The organism is Planococcus sp. ANT_H30, from assembly GCF_008369335.1.
Classification (GTDB): Bacteria; Bacillota; Bacilli; order Bacillales_A; family Planococcaceae; genus Planococcus; species Planococcus kocurii.
In genome coordinates this window covers 69,751-94,286 of record NZ_VOBJ01000004.1, presented here as the reverse complement: position 1 = coordinate 94,286, position 24,536 = coordinate 69,751, and the positions used below count along the sequence as shown (strand labels likewise).

Sequence of the window (24,536 nt, the reverse complement as noted above, 5' to 3'; positions counted from 1 at the left end):
GAAACAGATACTCTTCCGTGTAAATTTTAATTTACGTACACTCTTTCAAACACAAATGCCCCCTTCAAAAATGAAGGGGGCATTTAATCGTTTTATTTATTTTCTTACTCACATGGACGGATCAATTAAATCGTACCGTTATACACCAATCCACCATTGTTCACATCAATAATTTTAAGGTGCTGATCGTATTTCACAAAAATGGTTTTGTATTGTTTTTTTCCATCTTCGCTCACTAAGAACATAATCCGATTTCCTTGATTGTCAGTAGATAAGTGGAAAGTTAGTCCATCTGTGTTCACTTGATCAACAATCATGCCGTACTCCTCAAAAGAAGCTACATCAGCTGGCTCATTTGGATAATGACCATTATCTGAAGGATTGCCTTCCTCTTCTTCTTGCTCCACATTACCTGCATGTTGATCTAAGATTTCACCTTTTACTGCATCAACGTTAAATTCATACTCACTCGTATTGCTTGTGATTTCAATTTCATAATAATTGCCATCTTCTTCAAAAGAAAGTTCGACTTCTTGAACAGTTCCTTCTGCATGATCAAATGCAATTTCAAGTGCTCTTTCTGCAGTAATTCCAGATTGCCCTACCGAATTACTGTCATTGGACGCTGCAAAAGCTGCTACTCCACCAAGACTCCCTACAACCACCGTACCTACTACTGTTCCAATCATAACTTTTTTTTCAAAATTATTCCTCCTCTACTTGTTTTACACATTAAGCATAATCTTTGAAAATGAGCTGAGAATGAGAAGAACATTAAAATTTGATGAGAACTGCTGCATTTGCGTACACTTGATTTCTCACATTGCTTATAAGTTTTCACAATCAAAGCTAGTACGCGAAATCGCTCACTAAATATAAACATTGTATTCTTTCTATTAGCTCTATATGATTTATTCAAAGGATGTTTTAAGGAGATGAAAAGATGGAGAAAGTAGTTCGTGGAGTTCGCTTAGCATTAGGTATACTGGGATTAATCGCTATTATTGTCCAAATGACACATGGGTTGCGTTTTAATAATTTGGTCATCAGTAATTTTTTTAGCTATTTTACGATTCAAAGTAATATTTTAATCGTAGTCGTATTAGTAATCGGTGCAGTTATCTCTTCTAGACAGTTTTACTCGTCGCGGTTTCAATTGATTCGTGGTGCTGTTACGACGTATATCATGACAACAGGAATCGTTTATTTCTTATTTTTGCGTGGCATGGAAGCAGAACTGCAAACTACTATTCCATGGGTCAATTTCGTGTTGCATACTTTATTGCCCCTATACGCATTGTTTGATTGGCTGGCTGCTCCTTCTCGAACTAAAATCTCGTTTCGACGCATGTGGCTATGGATTCTTTATCCTTTAAGCTACCTAGTCTACACGCTGCTGCGAGGTCTTGTGGTCGAGTGGTATCCATATCCATTTTTAGATCCATCCATTGGAAGCTATGGTCAAGTACTCATCAGCTCAATCATGATTACGGCGTTGATCGTTCTTTGTTCATCACTTGTTATCGGCGGTCGCAACTTGCGAGAACGCTCTTCTGCAGCTGTGGAAGTAGAATAAAACAACTGGCCAAAAAAACCCCCGCGCAAATCTTATTTGCGCGGGGGTTTTTCGTTATTGTGGTACCGAAATTATTTTTGGCTCTTTCTTTATTTCTCCCTCAGATAAATAATTCAATGCACCCCCAATAAAAATCTTACCGATATGTTGAATGGACAGTTCATCCACATCAAACTTAGGATGATGGTGAGGATAAACGGCATTTAGTTGAGGATTTCCTCCACCAACCATAAAGTAGGTGCCAGGCACTACTTGTTGATAGAAAGCGAAATCTTCACTGCCTGTCATTTTTTCTGCATCACTAACATTCTCAGTGCCTAATACCCATTTTGCAACTTCGCGAATGCGATCTGTTTCGGTCGCATCATTGAATATCGATGGACAGTCTCGAATGTAGTTGAACTTCACAGTTGCTCCCGCTGCTTCACAAGTAGATGCTGTTACTTGTTGCATAGCATTTTCAATCACGTCACGCGTCTCTTCGTCAAATGTTCGAACTGTCCCTTTTAACGAAGCTGTATCTGGAATGATATTCGTTACACTCCCACTATGAATAGCTCCTACTGTTAATGCAGCTTGACGCATTGGACTCACACGGCGGCTAATGATTTGCTGGTAGTTCACGACTAATTGACAAGCTGTAACAAGCGCATCAACCGTCATATGTGGTGATGCACCATGTCCGCCAACACCTTGGACTTCCACGTAAAAATCATCTTGTGCTGAAGACGCATAGCCTTCAATCACTTGCGCGGTACCCACTGGTTCGTGTGACATAACATGAGCGCCATAAACCACATCTACTCCGTCAAGACAGCCATCTTCTATCATAAATTGTGCACCACCAGGAGTTGTTTCTTCAGCAAATTGATGCAAGAACACAATAGTCCCTGGTATCTCTTCTTTGATTTCACTTAACACTTTCGCTACTCCAAGCAGCGTCGCCGTGTGTAGATCATGTCCACACGCGTGCATAGCTCCAGCTACTTGTGATTTGTATTCGACTTGTTTTTCGTCTTGAATTGGCAATGCATCAAAGTCTGCACGAAGAGCAATTGTTTTTCCCGGTTTCCCACCTTTAAGATACCCGACAACACCCCGGCCACCTACGCCTGTTCGTACATCAAGCCCAAGTTCGATTAAATATGCCGCTATTTTTTTCGGAGTCTCTACTTCTTCGTTTGATATTTCAGGATTCCTATGCAGTTCTCGCCGAATTTCAACTAACTCTGGATAAAGCTCTTCGTAACGCGCAAACAATTTATCAAGCAACAGATTGTCCTCCTTCTAATTTCAACTCTTCTATTACACCGGCCAGATAAAGAAATGAGCTACAGTTACGAAAATCAGGCTCAATACTGCTTGTACTAAGATTAAAGGCCATACCCATTTAAACCATTTAAGAATTGGTATTCCTGCCATAGCAAGCGCTGCAAACAACAAACCATTCGTTGGAGAAAACATATTCGTAATGCCATCCCCCATTTGGAAAGCTAAGACCGCAGTTTGACGACTAACGCCAATCAAATCTGAGAGAGGTACCATAATCGGCATACTAAGCGCCGCTTGGCCACTGCCTGAAGCTACTGCAATATTCAACAGCGCTTGTGTAATAAACATTGCCCCAGCACTCAAACTCGCTGGAATAGTAGAGATCAAGCTTGAAATACTATAGAGAATTGTATCAATGATGAAACTTTCTTGAAGAATGACAACGGCAGCATAAGCGAGACCCACAATTAAGGCCCCGGTTGCCATTTCTTCGCAGCCTTTGACAAATGACTTGGTGATTTTGTTGAAGCCCATTCCATAAACAAGACCCATCACTAACGCCATAATAATAAAGAGCGCGGAAATTTCACCAATATACCAGCCAAATTGAATAACGGAATACGCTAAAACCACAAGTGTCAGACCCAGTATGCTAAGAACTGCAACTTGTCTTTTAGTGATTTTCTCCATCCCCATCATGTTCCGGTCAATTTCACGCGCTTGGTCTACGTCGTAAACAATACTTTTGGTTGGATCTTTTTTCACTTTATTTGCATACAACATGACAAAAATGATCGCTGCAGCCATATAGACGAGCCAAAAACCGACACGTGGCAACATGCCAGAAAATAGTGGTAGTTCAGCTAATCCTTGAGCAACTCCAACAGTGAAGGGGTTCATAAATGCAGCGGTAAATCCAGCCGATACACCAATCAACACCATAGCAAGTCCGACCATTGAGTCATAGCCTAAAATCATAGCAAGTGGCACCATAATCATGACAAATGGAAATGCTTCTTCGAACATTCCAATTGTTGCACCACCTATGCCGAAGAAAATCATTACAATTGGAATCATGATCATTTCTTTTCCTTTTGTCTTCGCAGACAAACTGGCAAACGCACCTTCGATTGCTTTTGTGTCACGAAACACATGGAATGCCCCACCTACAATAAAGATAAAGAAAATAATCGGTGCACTTTGCACCATTCCTTTATGAATGGCTTGAAACACAGTTAAAAATCCTGCTGGGTTTGAATCGATTTGTGCATACGATCCGTCAACAACGATCGTTTGCCCAGCATCGTTTGTTAATCGTTCATATTCACCTGCTGGAACAAAATAAGTCAAAATAGCCATAAACAAAATAACAATGAATAAAATATTAAACGGGTGAATTGCCTCTTTTTTCTTTTTCTCTTTCGTTGTTGCGTCAGTAACGATCGTCATTTTATTAGCTCCTTTTTTAGGGATTACAGATCACCACACTTCATCAATCACTACACTTTCCTTTCTGTCGTTATATAGTCGTTAAATGTTTTTACTAGATTACTATAGAAAGAAAAGTCAGTCAATAGAATTCAGATATATTGCATATCTAAATGAAAAACAAATAAGTTAGTTTAGATTCATTCGATACACTGAACGTGGACGTCCTTTGCTATAAGGCTGTTCTTCTCCAATTTGCAGAGCATAACCTTCTTCAATTATTTTTTTCATTAGTCGCTCCGCACTGCGTCGACCAATTTCAAGATATTCTGAAAGTTGGACTGTCGTAAATCCCTCGTCATGACGCAATTTCGCAAACTCTTGGAGCTTTGTCACTGTAGCCACACTTAAATGCGTTTTACCTGCCACCTTCAACGTCTCCGTATCTTCAGTTTTGACTTGAAACGTTTTTACTAATTCATTAAGTGGTCCAATAATTTTCTTTTCAGCAGTCATAAAGAAAACACTGTGTTCCAAACTTTTTCGACGAGCATAAAACAATGCAGTCTGCGCATTTTCTTCAGCTTCTTTCGCGGTCATACCTGCGCCACAACCGATATGAATAACCAACTGTTGGACCTCGCTAAAATGGTTCAACAATTTCTGTAATCTTTCACTATACAAGAAAAGTTCCATGCTTCCGATAGTCCCGTAAACTATAAATTGTCCCGGTGATTTTTTTTGAATAGGAGACTCCAAATTTCGTGCCAAATACGTTAACATCTGCTCTGCCAAGGCTGCTTGTTCTCCTTCAGTAGTGAGTTCTGCACCAGATAATGTAACAGAAATAATACCTACTGAGAATTCCATGTTTTTACTAATGGATAATTTCCCACACATGATTGCTTGCTGAAAGGTATCAATAATGGCTTTCCCTGGTACGATGATTGCCGTGGACGGAATACCCATTTTCTGGAGCCTGTCTCTCACGTAATCGATGTTTGTTACCGCATAAGTTGTTTTTCCACTCTCCCATAAATTTTGATGAAATTCGAGAACTGCATTGGGATCGATAGTTACTTGGTTTTCAGTTATTGTTTCTTTTGAATCTAAGACATGCCAATCCGACACATCCATATTCATTTCCTCTGCTACTTGATGTAAATGATGCTCATTATGGATATCTATTGATAATCCTTTTAGTCCTTCTTTTCGATTGAGCAACAAGTACAGTAAAGTGTGCGTTAATGTATATTCATCTGATGGAATAAATACCGAGGGTAAGTTTCGAGCTTTAGTACATGCTTTTGACAGAAAGTAAGGAAGCGGACCAGCGAACATAATGACGTCACATTCACGAATTCCCTTAACAATTGCTAGACTTTCCAAAGGATTGTCGTATGTATAATAAGTAACTCGACTAGTCGGAACTTCATTCTCAAATTTCTTAATCTCTTCAGCAAATTTTTTTGAACTTACGACTGCAATCCGGATCATTAAACACCCTCCTTTCTTTAGGAGCAACTATTTTATAAAATGGTAAAGACATATCTTGTCATTTATTTTAACAATCATGTATTCGATTTTTTAGAAAAAGAATTTTCCAATGCTGAAATGTATGTATTATATCACTAGCGCTCAATTAAAATAGTTGGGAATCACTACTTTTACTCGATTCAGAATGAAACCTACATTTGATATTCACGTCATCATTATTTAATAAAAAACTACCCCTTAGGAGATAAATCCCTTCGGAGTAGCTATTTACATCGCACAAATTTTACAGACTAGTAAACCTTAAATCTATCGTAAATGTTCTTAATAACTCAGCACTTTGCGTTCAGCTGTTACTTTTTTCGAACGGAACCAAGCTACGACAAGCGCAACGATCAAGACAAATCCTAAATAACCCATAACCGGATAAACTGTGCTGACCAAAGTGACGAAGCCAACAAAACTCGAGGCAAATGCTACAACACCGAAAATGCCAACAGATACTTTGAATTTTGCTGTATCTGGTTTTACGAATCGCGCTGTAAAGGAAATCTCTTGTCTATCCTACCTTCTTTGCCAATAGAATCTCTACCAATTCATCGCGATTTACTAATTTCACTTTATTGCTTCGCGCTAGTTCCGCTGCCGCTTTTGTGAAAAAACTATTGGTAACCACCCATGCTTCATTTGCTCCGTAATGCAGTTTTGCTGCAGAAATTTCTTGCACGGCTTTGATGCCAACATTACTTTTATATCGCTTTGCCTGCACAGCAATTTTTTGCGATCCTTTTTCCAAAATAAGGTCTGCCCCGTAATCGCCCGTATAAGGCGTTTTACGAACTTGCATATCCTTCAGCCTTGTAACGGAGACGCAGAAACTCTTCGAATTCTGCCCCCGACATTGCATCCACTTGCAAAATACCTGACGCATTTAATTTCTTCTGCTTATTGTTTTGAATGGTCTTTACGATTGCTAGCATGCCAACAAAGCCGACAGCAAATACAGCGACCGTTGCTGTGAGTGACTGTGTGTAAACAAATGTGATTGCGCTACTAAGCATTAAAACTGCCATTAGCAGTTCTGATAGATTATCTTTCTTTTTCTTTCTGGCCATGGGAAACTTCCTTTTTTAAAAATAAAATTTTATTTCTAGTTACTATTCATAAGTTTGTTTAAAAAAGAGTAGTTCAACTCAATAAACTAGGACAGTGAAGAAATCACTCCAATGTGTAGTGACTGCGACATAACATTTCCTATGTGTCTCTTCTCTTTAACGACATTAAATTGCTCTCTATCGATTATGCAATGAGTTTCATTATAATTTGAACATTTTCTTATTACTTCAATCATTCAATTCAAATCAAACTTCTGCTTCAACCTTTTCACAATGTCTGCTTCTTTGCTTTGAATAAATTGGTTACCTAATTGTTTCACTAGGACATTAATCTCTTTAGTCATTTCTTTCTTCATTAACAATTGGTTAATTATTTGACCATTAGCTGCAAACTCTCTACCAACTAAATCGTCTAAAGAAATACTATATAAATCAGCTAGTTTGATCATTAATCTCAGAGGTGGTTCTGTAGTACCCACCTCAAATTTCCCATAAACTGCTTTAGTAATCTTTAAATGTTCTGCTACGATTTGATGTGACAATTTGTTTTGTAAGCGAAGTGATTTTAGGTTCTCAGTTAGTTTTGTCATCGGTTTGCTCCTTGAGTTTTTTTGTGATGTAGTTAAAAATCGCCTTCCTAATTAATAAGACCTAACTAATGATTCAATAGTATCACATCAAGCATCTATTACTAACTAAATTTTTACTGATTTTGTAAATATTATTTCTCTTTTAAAAATGCCTCACTCTGGATATGCATTCCAGGGTGAGGCATTTTTCATTTACACAGTTATTTGTACTACCCAATCAAATTAAAATTGTCCACAAGATCATCGTGAAGACAATCGTCGTTACACCTTGCAACAACGTTGCCATTGTTTGCGCTTTGTAGGCTTCCGTTACTTTCATGCCTGTAAACTGTGTGATAACCCAGAAAAAGCTATCGTTAACATGACTCACTGTCATTGCGCCTGCCCCAATCGCCATCACGACAAGCGCTAGTGGTACTGCGCCTTCGATGCCAAGCGTCGGCAACAGCGGCGCCATCAATGTTGACGTGATAACCAGTGCTGCTGTTGACGAACCTTGAGCAGTTTTTAATGCCGCTGCAATAATGAATGGAATGAGTAAGAACAACGAGCCACCAGCAAGTGCTGTCATGTCCATTCCCGCTATCAAATCTGCCACACCTGAATTGCTAATAACTCGTCCGAATGCACCACCTGCTCCAGTAATTAATAGAATAGGTGCTGCACCGACGATTCCTTCGCCAATCCACCCAGATAAGGTTTCTTCGTTCCATTTTGGCAGTAATAAGAGCGCTGCTAAGACACCAAATAATAGCGCCACTGTTGGTGATCCTAAAAATTTCAATAAGCTTGTCAGCCCACCATCACCACCAAGAATACCCGCAACAGACCCTGCTCCGATCAATACCAATGGTAGAACAATCGGCAAAAAGGCTTTAAATGTAGAAGGCATTTTCCCGAATGATTTAATGACTTCTTCGTAGCTCAATTCGCCGTCTTCTAAAGTATCATCAGGCACTTCGATTTTGGCAGCGACTTTAACAGCCCAAAGATACCCGACAACTGCTGCTGGAATTGCGACGACTAAACCGATTAAGATAATTGTCCCTAAGTAATTTTCAGCGCCTAAGTTACCAGCTGCAGCAATTGGTCCTGGTGTTGGCGGTACCAAAGTATGGGTCGCGTATAAACCAGTTGCGAGCGCCACTGACATAGAAGCCATGGATACTTTCGCACGTCTTGCTAAGGCTTTTCGTAAACTCGATAAAATAATAAATCCAGAATCACAAAACACAGGAATTGATACGATAAAGCCAATAATCGACATTGCTAGTTGCGGTCGCTTTTCACCAATCAAACGCAATACCACTTCTGCCATCCGGTAAGCTGCACCGGATTTCTCTAAAATAACACCGATAATTGTTCCGGCAACAATGACAATCCCGATATTGGTCATCAACCCGCCAAAGCCTTCGTTAACGTTCAGTACAACGTCAGCTAGCGGCATACCGGACGCGATGCCCATAAAAAATGCGCCGATTAATAACGATAAGAACGGATGAACTTTGAATACAGCAGTTAACAACACAACCAAGATGACACTTAACGCAATAATGAAAAACAACATGTTAACACCCCTTTTGGTTTTCTATATAGTTTTTAACGACTGTTTTGGTTTTTATTTTCAATTGGTTATAGGCATCGGCTACCGCTCGTTCTGCCGATACGGTGTCACTGACAATCGAGTGAATTTCGGTGAAATAAGGCTCTAGTAACTCTGTACTTTCCGGTTCAACCATCCCCGAAATTAAAATCACTGGAGTCCCCGTTCTTTTTGCAGCTTCAGCAATCCCTAAAGGGGTTTTTCCCGATAAAGTTTGACTATCACTTTTCCCTTCTCCGGTCACAATCAAATCGACCGTTTCCAAATGATTTTGAAATGCAATCGCTTCAAGTACGACATCAACACCACGCTGCATATTACCTGCAAAAAACGCTTGCATCGCGCCACCAGCACCACCTGCTGCACCGGCACCTTTTTTATGATGAAGTGCCGTTCCAGTAAGTCGCTCGACAACATCTCCAAAATTTTGTAGATTGCTATCAAGTTGCTCGACTGCTTCTGGAGACGCTCCTTTTTGTGGACCGAATACTGCAGAAGCTCCTTGTTCACCGATTAAGACATTCTCTACGTCGCAGGCAATTAGAAACGTACTTTCCGCAATGCGCGGATCAAAATGACTACGATCAATTTCAGAAAGTTCACCGAGTGCGCCCCCACCCCTTCTTAAACGTTGCCCACTGCGGTCTAGAAAAGTCATACCAAGAGCTTCTAGCATTCCTGCTCCTCCGTCATTGGTGGCACTGCCGCCAAGTCCAATGATAAAGCTTCGGAAACCAGCATCTAAAGCGTGACAGATCAGTTCTCCTGTCCCGAATGACGAAGTCTTGAACGGATTTCGTTGCTCTATTTTCAACAAGGTCAGTCCAGAAGCTTCTGCGATTTCGATAACGCATATTTGATCGTCACCAAGAATTCCGTAACGAGCGGTAATTCTACGGCCAAGCGGATCCTCGACGTCGTGCGTGATCAATTTGCCACCTGTCGCCTCGACCATGGCCGTCATCGTTCCTTCCCCGCCGTCTGCTGCCGGTAGCAAGACGACTTCTATCTCACGACCCAGTTCCTGTATGGCTTCTGCCATTGCTTGTGCGGCTGTTGTAGCAGACAAACTGCCTTTAAATGAATCGGGTGCTACTATAATTTTCAATCCCTAAAACCTCCTTACCCTATTAGTAAAGCGCTTACATAAAATTATAATGAAAAAGAAGACAATATACATTATACTGACGGTATGGATTTTTGACGAAATATTTAGAATATATATACACAGAGGAGTATTTATGATTACAAAACAGCTGGCGGAGGAAATTGTAGAGCAAACCATGATCCGATTGAACCGCAACTTAAACGTTATGGATACCAACGGCATGATTTTGGCTTCAGGCGAAACCGAGCGGATTGAAAAAATTCATGAGGCCGCAGCTCAAGTCGCTAAAAGCGGTGAAACCTTGTGGATTAAAGAAACGGATTTAGCAGCTTGGCATGGCGTCAAACCCGGCGTCAACTTACCGATTTATTTTCAAGAAAAACTTGTGGGGGTCATCGGGATTACAGGTAACCCAGAAGAGCTCAAAGAAATCTCGACGCTCGTTCAATTGACGACAGAAATGATGGTCCATCAATCACTGATTACCTCTCATATTGAATGGAATCGTAAGCGCAATGAATTGATTTTTGATGAACTGACAAGTGGCAATCCTTTGTCTGCCGCTGTCCATGAACGGATTTCGCAAATGAGACTCGACCAAAACACATCATTTATCACGCTATTAATTGAAATAAAAAAATCTCCTTCACTTTCTCGCAGAATTATCGAACAGCTCGAAAGCCATTTCGATGGTCAAACGATTGTTACGGGTCACTCGCAACTAAACGAAATCTTCCTATTGATGAAGAACGATGAACCGGCAAACCTTCAACAAAAATTAACTACCTTGCTCCAAGTACTGCAAAAAACGGCACTCGTTAGAATGGGTGTCGGCGTAGCAGTCAGCAGCATTCTGAATACCCGAACTTCTTATCTCGCGGCAAAAAACGCATTGGATTTTGGAAAGCCTGATCAGTCGCTCGTTTATTTTGAAGACGTGGAATTGATAGCGCTATTAAAGCATAATCCGCATATCGAGCTCGAAAATTTTACCAATAGAATACTAGCAGATTTGAACGATTCCTTATGCCAAACACTGGTTATGTACTTTACTTGCAACAAAAACAGCGCAGAAACCGCTGACTGCTTAAAAGTTCATCGTCATACTTTGAGTTACCGGCTAAAAAAAATCTATGACGTGACCGGATTAGATCCGACTAATTTTCAAGACGCAGTTGTACTACATTTGGCACTGACGTTGCGGGATTGAGTTGTCTTAAAATACTTTGCGACTTTCTTTTACACAAAAAAACTCCAGCCACCTGCTTGAACAAGGTTTCTGGAGTCTTCTATACGCCAACTGCATAGACAGTTTCATTTGCTCAACAAAACGATTCAAGATTTTTTCTCCAAATCATCTATTCTCTTTTCCAGTTTGGTTAGTTTACTCGTTGCTGTAGTACTTAAAATAAATCCAATCAGACCGAAAGAGAATCCTGTCATTCCAAAAGTAAATCCCAAAATTGCAAAAGACTCCAAAGTAATCCCCCTTAACTTTTGTATTCTTGAGTTACTATCTCCAATTATGTTTTATCCGCAACACATTTGTTGATTACAAAAAGAGCAAATTAGAACATCGATCGTTTTGTCGAAATCAATTCCCAATCCGTAACGCCTTGTCTTTGTTCTGCAATACTGCCACAATACTCAATGCTGCAAGAAGACTGGTCTTCGGATTGTTTGGCATCGGATTATTTTCTACTTTTAGTTCCATGCGTCCAAAATCCCCTATCGCTTCAATGGTGTGGGTATTTCGTACAACGTTCGGATCGACGATAACCCGTACGATGGTTTTCTCAACGCCAATTCCAGCAAGTGCCAGCGTCATTGCGACATTAACATTTTTCGGGAATTTCTCGACAGCTTGATAAGCAGAGCCTTCGAATATCACTTTCTCTTCACTGGCTTCGATACCAAGAGATGCTGGTGATTTTCGTGTCGTGATTCGAACTTGGTTTAAGCCTCCAGTTGCTTTAGCCGATTGCAATACGTCTAATCCGCCAATTGCGCCAGATGGCAAGAAAACTTGCGTGCCTACAGACTCAGCTAATCGATCCACTTCCTCTAAAAAATCGCTATCTTTGAACACGCCAATGCTACTAACAACAAGGTCTTTCTTACAAGTCACTACTTCTTTTGCATATAGACCCGCCACTTCTATCGTCGCTGCCTCTACTACGATATCGAGTGGTATTTCTAAAAATTCGTGAATGTCTGTATGAAAGTCCACACCAAATTGCTCGCTCAAGTGTGAACCTACTTCTTGATTGCGGCCAAAAACAGCTATGACTTTCCCTTCGATCATCTGATTACTGTTTACTTGTTCTAGTAGAAATGCCGCAATGTTACCTGTTCCAATAATTCCGATATTCATAATTGTCCTCCTCACTTTAAACTCACATTTTATGGTATTGCATAAAGTGTAAGCTATTGTCGGTCTCTTTTACAAATTTTAGAAAAAAATCTATTTCACTGTTTCCTGATTAAGATCAATCACGATAGGGAAAAGAATACTTATAGCAGGTATTTACAGCAGAGGAGGAAATTTAATGAGTAAAACAGCAATTATTACAGGTGGCGGTAGTGGATTAGGACAATCTGCAGCTTTTTATTTAGCCGAAGAAGGCGTTAATATTTCAGTTGTCGATATTAGCGAAGAAAGCGGCAACGAAACAGTCGCCAAACTTAAAGAAACAGGCGTTGATGCGATTTTCATTAAAGCGGACGTCTCTAAAGCGGAAGAAGTCAAAAACTACGTAGACAAAACACTCGAGCATTTCGGCTCGATTGACTATTTTTTCAATAACGCTGGGATTTCTGGTAGTGGTAAGAAATTCCTTGATACCGACATCAAAGAAATTGAACAAATTGTAGGCATCAATATGCTTGGCGCTTTGTACGGCTTACGTTATGTCGCTGAAGTTATGGTGAAAAACGGCGGCGGCTCAGTTGTCAATACCGCTTCAAGTGCTGGCGTCATTGGCCAAGCTTCTGTCGTGACTTACGGTGCAACTAAGCATGGCATTGTGGGTATGACCAAAAGCCTTGTTGCCGAGTACGCTAAAGACGGACTTCGCGTAAATGCCATTGCACCTGGACCTATTCAAACACCAATGGTTAAAAAGTTCTTTGAAGATAATCCAGACATGAAAGAAAGTGCCGAGTCTGGAATTCCGCAAAAACGTCTTGGTAAACCAGAAGATGTTGCAGAACTGGTGACCTTCTTATTAACAAAAGCCGATTACATTAACGGTGACACTATCCGTATTGATGGTGGATTCACGAATACAAAATAAACGAAACAAAACCCGTAGTCAGCTTTTCGACTACGGGTTTTGTGTTGGCCGTTAAAGTTACACACTATCTGCTTTAACTTCAGGTACTCTTTTTACGTTGACTAGCTTTTCCTTTTGCGAAGGATTCTTCGACCAAATTGTGGCCAAAATCGGACCAGAGATATTATGCCAAATTGCGCCCCAAACACTTGGTAACGCAGCAAGCGGGCCAAAGTGAGCCGTGGCTAACGCGACTCCTAAACCAGAGTTTTGCATACCGACTTCAAGTGAAATAGCACGACGATCCACTTCGTCGAGCCCCATCGCCATTGCCGTTAAATAACCAAGCATTAAGCCAAAGCTATTGTGTAAAAAGACCGCTAAGAAAACAACAAATCCTGAACTGATGACGTTTTCTGCATTAGCTGCTGTAACAGCTGACACAATAATCAAGATCGCGGCAACTGAAATAAGGGGAATCACTGAAATTGTTTGTTTGACCACTTTTGGCATTAGCTTTTGAACCAATAGACCAAGTACAATCGGCACGATGATCACTTGAATGATGGACACAAACATAGATACTGGATTTACAGGAAGCCATTGTCCCGCTAACAGGAGTAACAATAAGGGTGTCATAATCGGTGCCATTAAGGTCGACAATGAGGTCATAGCAACAGACAATGCCAAATTTCCTTTTGCCAAATACACCATTACGTTCGACGCGGTTCCTCCTGGTACACAACCTAACAAAACAAGTCCAGCTGCTAATTCAGCAGGCAAATTTAGTAGATACGCAATACCAAATGCAGCGAACGGCATAACCAAAAATTGTGCAGCCACCCCAACGAAAACTGGACGCGGACTTTTCGCAATAATTTTAAAGTCTACAGGCTTTAACGTTAATCCCATACCAAACATCACGACACCTAGAAGAATCGTAATGTAACTGCCTAAGCCCACAAACGCAGACGGAAACAAAAAGGCAACGAGTGCAATCAAAATGACCCAAACCGCAAAGTATTTTCCAGCTATGTTACTCAATCCATTGAGAACTTTCATTTACTCAACTCCCTTTTTACTGATTTAATATTCTTGCCAGGATTTAATAAATTGCTTGGATCCAGTACTGCTTTTATTTTCTCCATCACATCTAGCGCATGTCCGTGTTCTTGTTGCTGGTATTTCTGCTTCCCAATACCAACCCCATGTTCACCGGTAGATGTACCGCCTCTTGCTAGTGCGTACAACACAATGCGTTCATTGAATTCCTGTGCTTTTGCTATTTCTTCTGGATTATTCATATCCATCATGATAAGTGCGTGGAAGTTGCCGTCACCGACATGTCCGACGATGCCACCAGGCAATCCCAGTTCCATCAAATTTTCACGGGCATGTCCCACAGCTCCTGCTAGTTCAGAAATGGGCAGACAAACATCTGTGACCATCATCTTTTTGCCAGAATAACCGTGAATGTAGGCATACGCCAATGTATGTCGTGCTTCCCACAGAAGATTTCGTGCGGCCGTATCCGTTTCAAATGCGACTTCTTCGCAGGCATGCCCTTGAACAATTTCTTGCATAAATTCTACATCTTGTTTTAACCCTGCTTCATTGCCGTGAAACTCTAAAAACAGTGTAGGTTTTTCCGCGTAAGCGGTATCATTGTATTTGTTGACTTGCTGCATTGATTGCTCGTCGACTAGTTCAACGCGCGCAATTGGAATGCCCGCCTGTAAAATCGATACGACCGCTTCAACAGCGTCTTTTACAGTTGGGAACGATGCACGAGCCGCTGTGATAAATTCAGGAATGCCGTAAACACGCAGCGTCATTTCAGTAAAGCAACCGAGCGTTCCTTCAGAACCGACAAACAAACCGTTTAAGTGCAAGCCCGATGAAGATTTGGCGGCTTTATTGCCTGTATGTATAACAGTTCCGTCTGCTAACACCACTTCCAAATCACGTACTTGGTCGCGCATCACGCCGTATTTCACAGAAGTTGTGCCACTGGCATTTGTCGCAGCCATGCCACCAAGTGTTGCATCTGCTCCAGGATCTACGGTAAAAAACAAACCATGCTTCTTTAATTCCTTATTGAGCTGCGACCGTGTCACTCCTGGTTGTACAGTCACCAGAAAGTCCTCTTCAGACACTGCTAACACGCGATTCATCAATGAGAAATCAATGGTGATTCCGCCGTTCTCTGGAATTACATGTCCTTCTAAACTGGAACCGAGACCAAATGGCACTACTGGAATTTGGTATTGTGCGGATATTTTCATGATTTCAGAAACTTGTTCTGTTGTTTCTGGAAAAACCACCAGATCGGGTAATTTCATTTGATGATAAGACTCATCTTGCCCATGAAGTTCTTTAATGGTTTCGTTCATGCTGATTTGCTCAGCTGTTAAATGTTCTCTTAAGTGATCGAGGATGGCTTCTTGATTTGCAATTGTCATAGCTATTCGCTCCCTTGCGTTTAAAATTGGTCCAACCAATTAACCCAATTATACATAATAATCTGAAAAGTACAACGTTTTCTTTAAGCTATTGCAGATTTTATTCTGTATACTAAAGTTAACCTTTAAAAATATGCAAGGAGAGCGCTTATTTTGAATCCCAAGAAAAAAATTTATGAACTAATCGTGGAACAAATCAATCTTTTCTGCTTAGAACAAAATCTGCAGCCAGGTGATCGCCTGCCTTCCGAACGGGACCTTGCGAGTTTGTTTGGTGTCAGTAGAAATTCCATTAGGGAAGCTTTAAAAGATTTGGAAAGGAAAGAATTCATCGAAATACGGCAAGGTGGTGGAAGTTTTCTGTCAACGACCAAACGCGACCTCCTTGGCAATGAACTTCGAACGCATATTGACAAAGCAAAAGCGATTTTGATTGATGAAATGCTTGAGCTGCGACGTGCATTTGAAGTCGAAGCCGCTTTTTTAGCAGCCCAACGAGCCAGTCCTAAAAACCTAGAAGCGATCCAAAACGTCCTTATCCAAATGGCTAATGCAAAAAGTGACCCCGAAAAAGGAGTACAAGCAGATTTAGACTTTCACTTACAAGTTGCCTATGCCACGAAAAACCAATTATTGATTGATTTAATGGCGACATTAGCCTTGCGAATAGAAGAAAACATCCGAGAAACACGCAAACACCGCTTTACCGATTCCAATCGCCAACAAGAGACACTTGACGAACACCAGGAAATATACGATGCTATCGCAGACAAAAATAGTGACTTGGCCAAACACCTCATGAGCCAACACATCTCACGTATTCGCTCTGAATTGCACAGCTCTTCTTAAATTTTGAAGCTATTTACCGACGAAAAAGCCATCTTTGATTTTTTCAAAGATGGCTTTTTTGCTATTCATATTTTAATAAAAAACAATATAAGTTGAATAAAAAAAAGCGACTTTTCTGCACCGCCTTGGGCATGACTCCCGCAAGAAGCCAGGCAAAGTTCACCTGTCTTCTTACTTCGCCCAGGCTGTGGACACGCCGGCGCTAAATAACTGGTTAAGTAAAAAGAGAGCGTCTGTTTTTCCATTAGCAACGGGTACTGCAACGTCCTGACGCGCCAGTTGCATGACCCATATCCAGTGGCCCGAAAACACAGCTGATTTGTGGAATATCGACAAGTGGCAATCATTAGTTCAACCTATAAAGTAATCAGATTTAACAACCCAGCAATTCCGTAGAGGGCAATCGAAACAATAATTACACCGCTACTAAAATAAATAAAAAGTTTTACACTATCGAAAATTGCACCGCTCAAATCATCCATAAAACTCATCATCTTCACCGAGTCACCTCTTTTCAGCTTATGCCTATAAATATAGCGTTTCTATTTCTTCTCTGCTTGATCACGTCTAACAATCTTATCACTCACTTGTTGACCACTGAGCGTTACCATGGGCATTCCGCCACCTGGATTTACTGTGCCCCCGACAAAGTAAAGATTGTCGTACAGTTCACTTTGTTTCTTGTGCTTAAAGCCACCATTTTTCTTTTTATCAGAAACCGTTCCGTAAATGGCACCTCGGTCTGAACCATACACGCGTTCGATATCGTGTGGTGTCCAGACGTCGCGTGTCACAATATTTTCCCGCAGCCCGTCTAAGCCCATGCGTTCTAATTTATCAAGCACAAGTTCTTCAAAATCCGCGTATTGCTCAGGTGTAAATGGATTGTCTTGGATATACGGAATGTGTGGCAAAATCTTAATGTTCTCATGTCCTTCTGGTGCTTGAGATGCATCTGTTTTATTCACATTCACTAAATAGATGGTTGGATCATCTGGCAACTCGTGTTTCTCAAACACTTTCTCCATTTGTTCATGCAGGTTCTCAGAAAAGAAGAAATTATGATGATTTAGCAAGGGATACGTTTTCTTGACCCCCAGATGCAGCACAAGACCAGAACTTGCAGGTTCATACTTTTTCTTCAAATCCGCAACAAACGCTTCGTCTGCGGCGACCATTTTTTTATAAAACGGAATAACTTCCATATTAGATACGTAATAATCTGCAGTTTCGAATGAGCCATCTTCCAGTTCAACACCGACAATTTTGTCATCTTCGCTAGTCAATGCACGAATCACACCCATGCCTGTATGGAGTCGGACGCCTGCTTCTTCTGCAAGCTTTGTTAAGCCTTCTGCTAATTTATGCGTACCGCCTTTCACATACCAGCACCCTTGCGCGTGTTGCATGTAAATCATCATGTTGAGAACGGCAGGTGCACTATAAGGAGAAGAACCCACGTATTTAACGTAATACGACAGCATGTCGCGTAGATGTGGGTTACTAATGCGTTTCGAAATCGCGCTATACATGGTTGACGTTAAATCGAATCCAGTCAACGTCGCAATGATGCCATTTTGCGCCACGGCTTCTTGCGGTGACTCAAAGCCTTCTTTTAAATAACTACGCTCTGTCGTTTTATAAATCTTTTGTGCGTATTTCAACAATGCGTAATACTCTTTCATGTCTTTGTGAGAAAGTGCAGGATTTGTTTGTTCCATTAAATCAAGATCATGGTACAAATCCAGTACGGTACCATCTGGAAAGAACGAACGCCATTCCCGCTCAAGGCGTTCAATGGGCACATAATCCTCCATCCGCTTGCCGCTCCCTTGGAACAGTTTATCAAAAATATGCGGCATCGTTAAAATAGACGGGCCGAGGTCAAAACCAAATCCGTCTTGCTCGAGACGATTTACTTTCCCGCCGATGTGATCATTTTTTTCATATAAAGAAACCGCGTAACCTTTTTGTGCAAGTGAAATAGCAGCAGACAAGCCGCCAAGGCCTCCCCCAATTACGATTACCGATTTTTGTGAATGATTCATACAGGTACCGCCCTTCTTGTCTCATCTATACTTTTGGAGAATCTGTTAACTTGTGAAAATATTGTTATCGTCCTTACAATTCCCTACCTGTTGATTTTAAAAACTTTCATTATATAGTTTTTGTATAATTTTTATACACACTTTATTATAGAAGCAGAATTATCAGAATGTCTATCTTAAATGACTCAACTGTATAAATGGGAATTATCTTCTCCGACCTGAGAAAGAGTTACTTCTGATATTAATCCTGTTGCTAATTCACAGTACATCTATATCTAAGTTTTTGAAAAACGAATAACACCTACAATTCCATTCTAGGAATTGTAGGTGTTTTAATGACGCTAAACAATTAGTGAAGATGCGACATAATTAAAATGCTGGACGGTAAGCAGTGAGTGGAATATCCTCGTAGTCAGCTGGATCCAATTGCTTGATAGAATCATCCGCGACTCCTTCAATAATTCCTGATAAACCTCGCTCAACTGATTTGACCAATTGTCCTTTTTCTTTTTGACCTAGTGACTGTGTCTGTCCTCTTACTTCGAAAAGGACTGTGCCACTACCGTTTAGTGCATAGCTACCAAGCGCTGTTCCAGGAAGGTCAAGACCTTGTGAGTAAAGCGAGATATTAGTAAATTTCGAATTACCGTATGATTGAAGTTCATTATATGCGGCCAAATTCAATTGTCGTGAGAAATCATAATCATACGTATCGGCGTATTGAGCGTATTTAGATCCTTCAGGAGTGTTTGGATTTGGTACAAATTGAGCAGATAGAGAAAGAGTGACTGGGTCAGCAGTTCCATCAACATAGTAAAGACCTTGGTGATGTAAGTCTATAAATACATCTACATTTCCGAATTCATTCTGGAGCGATTTATAAACGTCGCGTGAAGTTTGTGCTTCCGGTGTGATAAACCAGCCCGGTTTATTTGAAGCTCCTGGAAAATCTGCTTTTTCTGGCACATAATTAAGATCTGGATTAAAATCTCGGTTTACATCAAATCCAGGGTTAGCACCGTAATCATAGCTTTGACTAATACCACGATCCAAGTAGTTCCAAGAAGGCGTCGCATCATTTAGTTGCGGATAATCTTCGACCACCTCGGTCCAGGTTAGACTGTTGCGACGTTTATCTCCTTCTGATGCATCCGGATTCATCATTGGCATGAAAACAATCGTTACATCTTCACGTATTTGTTTAGATTGTTTCGAGTTATTGGATAGGCTTTTCAGTAAATTGAGAATGGCAACTGTTCCTGTTTTTTCGTTCCCGTGAATTTCACTTTGAACAAGTAGCACCTTGTCTCCAGTACCAACTCGCGCTGTGTAAATATCTAATCCCTTATGAGATTGACCAGCTACCTCCACTTGAACAATCCCCTTACTAGTTGCTTCAATTTGTTTCAAGCTTTTTTGCAGCTCTTGATAATCGATAAATCCAGAAATACTGTTATCATGGTGATGCTCTACTGGTTTTGATTCGGTCTCCACCGCATAAGCCGGCATTGCCAGTACTGTACACACACTTAAAGCTCCAACTGTAATCAGCCACTTTTTCAACAAATCCCACTCCTTTTTATATGTACTTTTTGATTCAAAAAAATCATAACAAACAAAGATATAATAGTAAATATTTTTAGAATATTCAGTTCTTTAGTAATAATATAGAAGTTCTTAATTAACCTTACTTATGCCAATAGGAATAGAGAACGCTGATTATTTCGACCTACGAAGAATCTTGACCTCTTATCATACCCTTAAATTTGTTTAGCAAAAAGGGGTTACCACTATCCATGTCACGCTGAAATAACTTCCTGCTACTCGCAGGAAACAGTGTAACTTTTCTTCTACTAAAGCGCCTAACAAGCTAAAGGAGATGAAATCATTTGAAAAGAACATTTCTATTCTTTATGAGCATCGTCATGTTGTCTGGCTGCTCGATCCCTCGTGGGTGTCCTCCCAACACAATCGTTGAATGGGTCGACTTGGTTAAAATCAACGATATTCAATATCATGCATTAGATGCCACCAATTATACGGTTGAAGAGAAAGATTTAGGGGAAATTATTGGTGAAGTTAAATACGAGATGGCCGATCAAGCATGCTTAAATCATCAAATAAAAAATGGAGATGCTGCTTTTTTATCTGTTGGCACTAAATTATATGAATTTAATGGATACAAAAGTGATTTCCGAATAATTGCCGATGGAATCGTTTACGAAGTTCAAGAAAATGATAAAGCCAAAACAATCGGCGAACTTTATGATATAGAAGGAAAAGTAGAAGGAATGAGTGTTAGAAGTTCTTACGATGGCAGTCATGTCATGGATTTGAAGGAGGAGCATTGGACAAAATTTATTAATGAATTTTTGACGCTAGATTTCGTAGGATTTGATAATGTATACAAGAAAATCGAAGATGAAGAAGGAACGTTTCTCGATATTCACCTTAAAGATGGCTCTTCTGTGCGAATCCTTTATTGGACAGATGCGAATGTGTTAAATCTAGGAGCCGTTGGCAATGACACATTAAAAAACATTATTAGTTTATACAAATAAACGTAATATGCATATTGACGCTGCGATCCTAGTATTGCCAAATTCTCCGGATGGTTTGTTGCGTCAATTTATCTACTACAATGCTCTTCCCCTTTTCTAAATACGCTGTTTTTACTCAGAATTACAGACGAAATCAGAAATCCCCGTTCTCCTAACATCACTTCACAAAAAAAAATCGTTAATGATATACTTTAAAGAGACACTCGATTTACTCATTAAAATTCACTCTAAAGGAGAAAAAGGAATGGCCAAGCCGTTACAAAAATCAGAAGAAATCAAAGCTTTTTTCCTAAAGCATCAAGAAGCGTTTGAAGAAAAATTGTCAGAGGAAGCCGTTAACGTAAAAAACAAAATTGATGAAATCTTAACGGTTGGCAATATTGATCTTGTTACAAACGCGCATGCAGTTGTTGGCTACATCATTGATGGACAAGAAGAAGACCTCCGGTTATTTGCTAAGCAAGAAGGCATTGCATGGGCTACACACTCTATTGAACTTTCCTTCAAATTAGAATGGATTCAAGCCATTCGTCGTACCTTGTGGATCTTCCTTCAACAATACAACGAGGCTACTGACAATGGAAGTACATTTGATTTTTTTGCTATGGAAAAAGATATTAACTCACGCGTTGATGTGTTCTTAAATACGTTCTTTATCAGTTATTCAACTTATAAAGATTCGTTGATTAAAGCACACCGACAGTTGGTTGAAAACTTGTCTGTGCCAATCATTCCCATCAATTCATCTGTCTCCATTCTTCCGTTAATCGGTTCGGTTGATTTGTTCCGTACATCGATTCTTGAAGAAAAAGTATTAAACGAAGTCGGTATCTCTCGTATCGATACATTGATTTTGGATTTGTCTGGAATAGCCGATATGGAAACAGAAGTCATTTATCACATTATGAAAATTATCGATGGTACAGCGTTAATGGGCTGCAACACAATAATTACCGGTTTACGCGCAGAAGTTGTCCGCAAAATGATTCACTTAGACTTGTCTTTTGACCCGAAAACGAAAACACTGGGTACGTTGCAGCAAGCGCTTAAAACATATTTGGTCGTATGAAAACATAAAGTTATGCCTATAGAAAAACCGTGATTGGGCCAGACCCAAATCGCGGTTTTTTGCTTTATCTTCTCTATGTTACAAAACTGTACAACTCGAAATTGCGTCTTGCACGGATGTATTTTTCATACGCGCTTTTTCAGCACCTCATTAGCCCTTTTTTATAACAGCGTCTTTTTAATTTCTTCAAATTCTTCAGTCGTTATTTCACCTTTAGCCAGTCTAGTTCTAGCTATTTCCAGTGCATCTGTCTTAGTACCTTGCTGCGAGTTAGTAAAACCATTGTTGTTTTTATTTTTCGTAAAGTAATAAACAGCAACGCCGATGATAACCAATAATGCGAGTATCATCCAAATTCCACCTCCCATTCCCCAACCCATTCCCCATCCTGGTCCCATCATTTCTTTCTGCCTCCTTTTTAAAATCCTTGTATCTGTCTACAATTTAAATGTACGCGCTATACATGCAGAAAGTGTGGAGTCAGTTCAATTCATCAAAATGATATGAACCTTTATAAACAAAGCTTCCTATCATTTTAGCCAGCTAGTAAAAAGATTTCTAAAGGTTTTTATCATGGTTGAAAAATTATACCAAGCCTATGAACAAAAAAGCTTCGGAGGAATTTGTATGTTAATCGAATCTTTGATCGTGGCAAGAAGCGTTTTGATGATTTAAAAAGCCTTAGCAGGTGACATATCTGAAGTGAACGTATTTGTCATCTCAGGTTCACCTGATAAGGTCATTTCGCGCGACTACGCAAAACAAGCGGAAGTCGGACTTATCGCATGTGGAGTCCAAGGATTAAATGCTGTTGAGCGCTATACATTGGAAAGCATATGCCAGTACATTATCAGCGGCTCTTATAATGGTTTAGTCGTCCACCAACTCAGTAATACAAAAGAGTAAAAAAAGTGAATCTCAGGTGACAGCATTTCGGGTTCTCCATTTGCTTCTGACATTTTCATAAGAGGCCCCGTTGACTTGTTCTTTAAGCAAACTGTTTTTTGCAATTAGTCCATTTCGATTCACACAATCCGCCATATGAGACATGTTATTCGCTTTCACTAATATCTTTAAGATTTTGCAATGTCTGATTTACTGAATTGGACATCAGCTTTTTTACATAAAACGTATTGGCCACTTTCCCGACGATGTTTCCTGAAAGTTCATAATTCATCTCAAAATGAAGTTCAGTGCCTTCCTCTTTCGGTACGTAACTCCATGTTTGAGTCGCGTCAAAAGAACCCGTGACGAGGCATCGCCAAACATACCCATTACCAACGGGCGCGTTTTCTTCCACAAGTACATGTACCGATCGTTCTCTTCCTAAAAAAAAATACTTTAAATCCATGCTTGTTCCTTTTTTACCTGTTCCTATTTGATTTTCAGCTTCGGATAAACTGGCATACCACTGGTACCAGAACTTCGGATTCGTTGCGAATCGATGAACTTCCTCCACACTGCGGTCGATGAAAATCGTTTTCTCTACATGCCACATTTCAGCATCCCCCTTCTACAATAGAGACAATGCATTCTTTCAAACAGTTGCGAAAAAAGATAAATTCAGCACCATATTCATTTTCTTACTCCATAATATAACATGTAAACCGATAATAAACTGATTTTTCTGATAAATAAATACATTTATGATAAAGTTTACGGCCTAGTCAATAGGATGACTATTTTGCACCATTTTTTCTATATAAATTGAATGAAAGTAGCCAATTTTTCTACCACGCTTTAGGAATGGCTCCCGCAAGATGCCAGGTAAAGTTCGCCGGTCTTCTTACTTCGCCAAGCCCGTCGACACACCGATGCTAAGTAACTTGTCGAGTAAGAAGGGAGGATCTATTTTTCGTTGGTAACAAGAAGAGATGTAGCAAAATAGCGGGGACTTCCGCGGGTAAGTAAAGTGCTGAACTAACTTATGCGTCCAGCCCAATATTGCAGGCGAAGGCGAAGAATGAGCGCATCCAACTAGTTACCGACACGCTCGATTTTCCTATTGATTTTGAAGCGGGTAACGGACGCATTGAAATCTACACCGAACCCAAAAATGCACGCATTAAAGCGTGCTGATAATGGT

Annotated in this window: 24 protein-coding genes and 1 pseudogene; 7 read left to right on the top strand and 18 right to left on the bottom strand. The window is 40.2% G+C overall.

The window, feature by feature from the left end; translation table 11 throughout:
- Window positions 1–125: 125 nt before the first annotated feature.
- Window positions 126–689, bottom strand: coding sequence for a PepSY domain-containing protein (locus FQ085_RS10770; protein ID WP_058386180.1), 564 nt, complete (start codon window positions 687–689; stop codon window positions 126–128).
- Between the two features lie 254 nt (window positions 690–943).
- Here FQ085_RS10770 and FQ085_RS10765 point away from each other — a divergent pair, with 254 nt between their 5' ends.
- Window positions 944–1,576 (top strand): Pr6Pr family membrane protein, encoded by a 633-nt coding sequence (locus FQ085_RS10765; RefSeq protein WP_149456596.1) that lies wholly within the window; start codon window positions 944–946, stop codon window positions 1,574–1,576.
- A gap of 54 nt (window positions 1,577–1,630) precedes the next feature.
- Here the strand turns inward: FQ085_RS10765 and FQ085_RS10760 are convergent, their stop codons facing one another.
- From FQ085_RS10760 to FQ085_RS10730, 8 genes are all read right to left on the bottom strand, one after another.
- Window positions 1,631–2,848: a M20 metallopeptidase family protein gene (locus FQ085_RS10760; protein ID WP_149456595.1), complete on the bottom strand. Its 1,218-nt coding sequence runs from the start codon at window positions 2,846–2,848 to the stop codon at window positions 1,631–1,633.
- A 33-nt stretch (window positions 2,849–2,881) separates the two neighbouring features.
- Window positions 2,882–4,297, bottom strand: a complete 1,416-nt coding sequence (locus FQ085_RS10755; RefSeq protein WP_149456594.1) for a YfcC family protein — start codon at window positions 4,295–4,297, stop codon at window positions 2,882–2,884.
- A 168-nt stretch (window positions 4,298–4,465) separates the two neighbouring features.
- Window positions 4,466–5,773: a transcriptional regulator gene (locus tag FQ085_RS10750; RefSeq protein WP_149456593.1), complete on the bottom strand. Its 1,308-nt coding sequence runs from the start codon at window positions 5,771–5,773 to the stop codon at window positions 4,466–4,468.
- 556 nt (window positions 5,774–6,329) lie between these two features.
- Entirely contained in the window at window positions 6,330–6,617 is a 288-nt protein-coding gene (locus FQ085_RS18300; RefSeq protein WP_262499787.1) for a restriction endonuclease, read from the bottom strand.
- Window positions 6,604–6,885: a hypothetical protein gene (locus FQ085_RS18295; RefSeq protein WP_262499786.1), complete on the bottom strand. Its 282-nt coding sequence runs from the start codon at window positions 6,883–6,885 to the stop codon at window positions 6,604–6,606. Before FQ085_RS18295 ends, FQ085_RS18300 begins: the two co-directional genes overlap by 14 nt.
- A gap of 236 nt (window positions 6,886–7,121) precedes the next feature.
- Window positions 7,122–7,475, bottom strand: a complete 354-nt coding sequence (locus FQ085_RS10740) for a helix-turn-helix domain-containing protein (protein ID WP_058386185.1) — start codon at window positions 7,473–7,475, stop codon at window positions 7,122–7,124.
- A 217-nt stretch (window positions 7,476–7,692) separates the two neighbouring features.
- Window positions 7,693–9,042 carry a GntP family permease gene (locus tag FQ085_RS10735; RefSeq protein WP_149456592.1) on the bottom strand — a complete coding sequence of 450 codons (1,350 nt, stop codon included), beginning with the start codon at window positions 9,040–9,042 and terminating at the stop codon, window positions 7,693–7,695.
- Between the two features lies 1 nt (window position 9,043).
- Window positions 9,044–10,186, bottom strand: coding sequence for a glycerate kinase (locus FQ085_RS10730; RefSeq protein WP_149456591.1), 1,143 nt, complete (start codon window positions 10,184–10,186; stop codon window positions 9,044–9,046).
- A gap of 133 nt (window positions 10,187–10,319) precedes the next feature.
- Here FQ085_RS10730 and FQ085_RS10725 point away from each other — a divergent pair, with 133 nt between their 5' ends.
- Window positions 10,320–11,396 carry a CdaR family transcriptional regulator gene (locus FQ085_RS10725; protein WP_149456590.1) on the top strand — a complete coding sequence of 359 codons (1,077 nt, stop codon included), beginning with the start codon at window positions 10,320–10,322 and terminating at the stop codon, window positions 11,394–11,396.
- Between the two features lie 125 nt (window positions 11,397–11,521).
- Here FQ085_RS10725 and FQ085_RS18055 read toward each other — a convergent pair whose 3' ends face one another.
- Together FQ085_RS18055 and nadX are read right to left on the bottom strand one after the other, a co-directional pair.
- Window positions 11,522–11,665, bottom strand: coding sequence for a hypothetical protein (locus tag FQ085_RS18055; protein WP_188074740.1), 144 nt, complete (start codon window positions 11,663–11,665; stop codon window positions 11,522–11,524).
- Window positions 11,666–11,780: 115 nt separating this feature from the next.
- Complete coding sequence (nadX, locus tag FQ085_RS10720; protein WP_149456589.1) at window positions 11,781–12,560, bottom strand: aspartate dehydrogenase; 780 nt, start codon at window positions 12,558–12,560, stop codon at window positions 11,781–11,783.
- 175 nt (window positions 12,561–12,735) lie between these two features.
- Here nadX and FQ085_RS10715 point away from each other — a divergent pair, with 175 nt between their 5' ends.
- A complete protein-coding gene (locus FQ085_RS10715; RefSeq protein ID WP_149456588.1) occupies window positions 12,736–13,482 on the top strand; it encodes an SDR family NAD(P)-dependent oxidoreductase in 747 nt (248 codons plus the stop codon).
- Between the two features lie 57 nt (window positions 13,483–13,539).
- On the opposite strand, the gene FQ085_RS10710 is transcribed toward FQ085_RS10715, so the two are convergent.
- Entirely contained in the window at window positions 13,540–14,523 is a 984-nt protein-coding gene (locus tag FQ085_RS10710) for a bile acid:sodium symporter family protein (protein WP_149456587.1), read from the bottom strand.
- Complete coding sequence (locus FQ085_RS10705) at window positions 14,520–15,923, bottom strand: FAD-binding oxidoreductase (RefSeq protein ID WP_149456586.1); 1,404 nt, start codon at window positions 15,921–15,923, stop codon at window positions 14,520–14,522. Before FQ085_RS10705 ends, FQ085_RS10710 begins: the two co-directional genes overlap by 4 nt.
- A 153-nt stretch (window positions 15,924–16,076) precedes the next feature.
- Here FQ085_RS10705 and FQ085_RS10700 point away from each other — a divergent pair, with 153 nt between their 5' ends.
- Window positions 16,077–16,772 (top strand): FadR/GntR family transcriptional regulator, encoded by a 696-nt coding sequence (locus FQ085_RS10700; protein WP_149456585.1) that lies wholly within the window; start codon window positions 16,077–16,079, stop codon window positions 16,770–16,772.
- 356 nt (window positions 16,773–17,128) lie between these two features.
- Here FQ085_RS10700 and FQ085_RS18050 read toward each other — a convergent pair whose 3' ends face one another.
- From FQ085_RS18050 to FQ085_RS10690, 3 genes are all read right to left on the bottom strand, one after another.
- Window positions 17,129–17,272, bottom strand: a complete 144-nt coding sequence (locus FQ085_RS18050) for a hypothetical protein (RefSeq protein WP_188074742.1) — start codon at window positions 17,270–17,272, stop codon at window positions 17,129–17,131.
- 42 nt (window positions 17,273–17,314) lie between these two features.
- Window positions 17,315–18,820: a phytoene desaturase family protein gene (locus tag FQ085_RS10695; RefSeq protein ID WP_149456584.1), complete on the bottom strand. Its 1,506-nt coding sequence runs from the start codon at window positions 18,818–18,820 to the stop codon at window positions 17,315–17,317.
- Window positions 18,821–19,189: 369 nt separating this feature from the next.
- On the bottom strand, window positions 19,190–20,383 hold the full coding sequence (locus FQ085_RS10690; RefSeq protein ID WP_410477399.1) for a M14 family zinc carboxypeptidase: 1,194 nt from the start codon (window positions 20,381–20,383) through the stop codon (window positions 19,190–19,192).
- A 326-nt stretch (window positions 20,384–20,709) separates the two neighbouring features.
- Between FQ085_RS10690 and FQ085_RS10685 the strand changes: the two genes are divergently transcribed.
- Window positions 20,710–21,381: a hypothetical protein gene (locus FQ085_RS10685; RefSeq protein ID WP_149456583.1), complete on the top strand. Its 672-nt coding sequence runs from the start codon at window positions 20,710–20,712 to the stop codon at window positions 21,379–21,381.
- A 244-nt stretch (window positions 21,382–21,625) separates the two neighbouring features.
- Complete coding sequence (locus tag FQ085_RS10680; protein ID WP_149456582.1) at window positions 21,626–22,450, top strand: STAS domain-containing protein; 825 nt, start codon at window positions 21,626–21,628, stop codon at window positions 22,448–22,450.
- A 161-nt stretch (window positions 22,451–22,611) separates the two neighbouring features.
- On the opposite strand, the gene FQ085_RS10675 is transcribed toward FQ085_RS10680, so the two are convergent.
- Window positions 22,612–22,851 carry an SHOCT domain-containing protein gene (locus FQ085_RS10675; protein ID WP_058386197.1) on the bottom strand — a complete coding sequence of 80 codons (240 nt, stop codon included), beginning with the start codon at window positions 22,849–22,851 and terminating at the stop codon, window positions 22,612–22,614.
- A gap of 289 nt (window positions 22,852–23,140) precedes the next feature.
- Between FQ085_RS10675 and FQ085_RS10670 the strand changes: the two are divergent.
- Window positions 23,141–23,356, top strand: a pseudogene (locus tag FQ085_RS10670) (adenine nucleotide alpha hydrolase family protein); the annotation flags it as partial.
- Window positions 23,357–23,501: 145 nt separating this feature from the next.
- Here the strand turns inward: FQ085_RS10670 and FQ085_RS10665 are convergent.
- The gene (locus FQ085_RS10665) at window positions 23,502–23,948 is read right to left on the bottom strand and encodes an SRPBCC family protein (protein WP_149456580.1); all 447 of its coding nucleotides are present in this window, start codon (window positions 23,946–23,948) and stop codon (window positions 23,502–23,504) included.
- Window positions 23,949–24,536 lie beyond the last annotated feature (588 nt).

Bases quoted from the DNA above. Each gene is read 5' to 3' on its own strand.
- FQ085_RS10770 (WP_058386180.1), bottom strand. From the start codon at position 689: ATGATTGGAACAGTAGTAGGTACGGTGGTTGTAGGGAGTCTTGGTGGA.
- FQ085_RS10765 (WP_149456596.1), top strand. From the start codon at position 944: ATGGAGAAAGTAGTTCGTGGAGTTCGCTTAGCATTAGGTATACTGGGA.
- FQ085_RS10755 (WP_149456594.1), bottom strand. From the start codon at position 4,297: ATGACGATCGTTACTGACGCAACAACGAAAGAGAAAAAGAAAAAAGAG.
- FQ085_RS10750 (WP_149456593.1), bottom strand. From the start codon at position 5,773: ATGATCCGGATTGCAGTCGTAAGTTCAAAAAAATTTGCTGAAGAGATT.
- FQ085_RS18300 (WP_262499787.1), bottom strand. From the start codon at position 6,617: ATGCAAGTTCGTAAAACGCCTTATACGGGCGATTACGGGGCAGACCTT.
- FQ085_RS18295 (WP_262499786.1), bottom strand. From the start codon at position 6,885: ATGGCCAGAAAGAAAAAGAAAGATAATCTATCAGAACTGCTAATGGCA.
- FQ085_RS10740 (WP_058386185.1), bottom strand. From the start codon at position 7,475: ATGACAAAACTAACTGAGAACCTAAAATCACTTCGCTTACAAAACAAA.
- FQ085_RS10735 (WP_149456592.1), bottom strand. From the start codon at position 9,042: ATGTTGTTTTTCATTATTGCGTTAAGTGTCATCTTGGTTGTGTTGTTA.
- FQ085_RS10725 (WP_149456590.1), top strand. From the start codon at position 10,320: ATGATTACAAAACAGCTGGCGGAGGAAATTGTAGAGCAAACCATGATC.
- nadX (WP_149456589.1), bottom strand. From the start codon at position 12,560: ATGAATATCGGAATTATTGGAACAGGTAACATTGCGGCATTTCTACTA.
- FQ085_RS10715 (WP_149456588.1), top strand. From the start codon at position 12,736: ATGAGTAAAACAGCAATTATTACAGGTGGCGGTAGTGGATTAGGACAA.
- FQ085_RS10710 (WP_149456587.1), bottom strand. From the start codon at position 14,523: ATGAAAGTTCTCAATGGATTGAGTAACATAGCTGGAAAATACTTTGCG.
- FQ085_RS10705 (WP_149456586.1), bottom strand. From the start codon at position 15,923: ATGACAATTGCAAATCAAGAAGCCATCCTCGATCACTTAAGAGAACAT.
- FQ085_RS10695 (WP_149456584.1), bottom strand. From the start codon at position 18,820: ATGAATCATTCACAAAAATCGGTAATCGTAATTGGGGGAGGCCTTGGC.
- FQ085_RS10680 (WP_149456582.1), top strand. From the start codon at position 21,626: ATGGCCAAGCCGTTACAAAAATCAGAAGAAATCAAAGCTTTTTTCCTA.
- FQ085_RS10675 (WP_058386197.1), bottom strand. From the start codon at position 22,851: ATGATGGGACCAGGATGGGGAATGGGTTGGGGAATGGGAGGTGGAATT.
- FQ085_RS10665 (WP_149456580.1), bottom strand. From the start codon at position 23,948: ATGTGGCATGTAGAGAAAACGATTTTCATCGACCGCAGTGTGGAGGAA.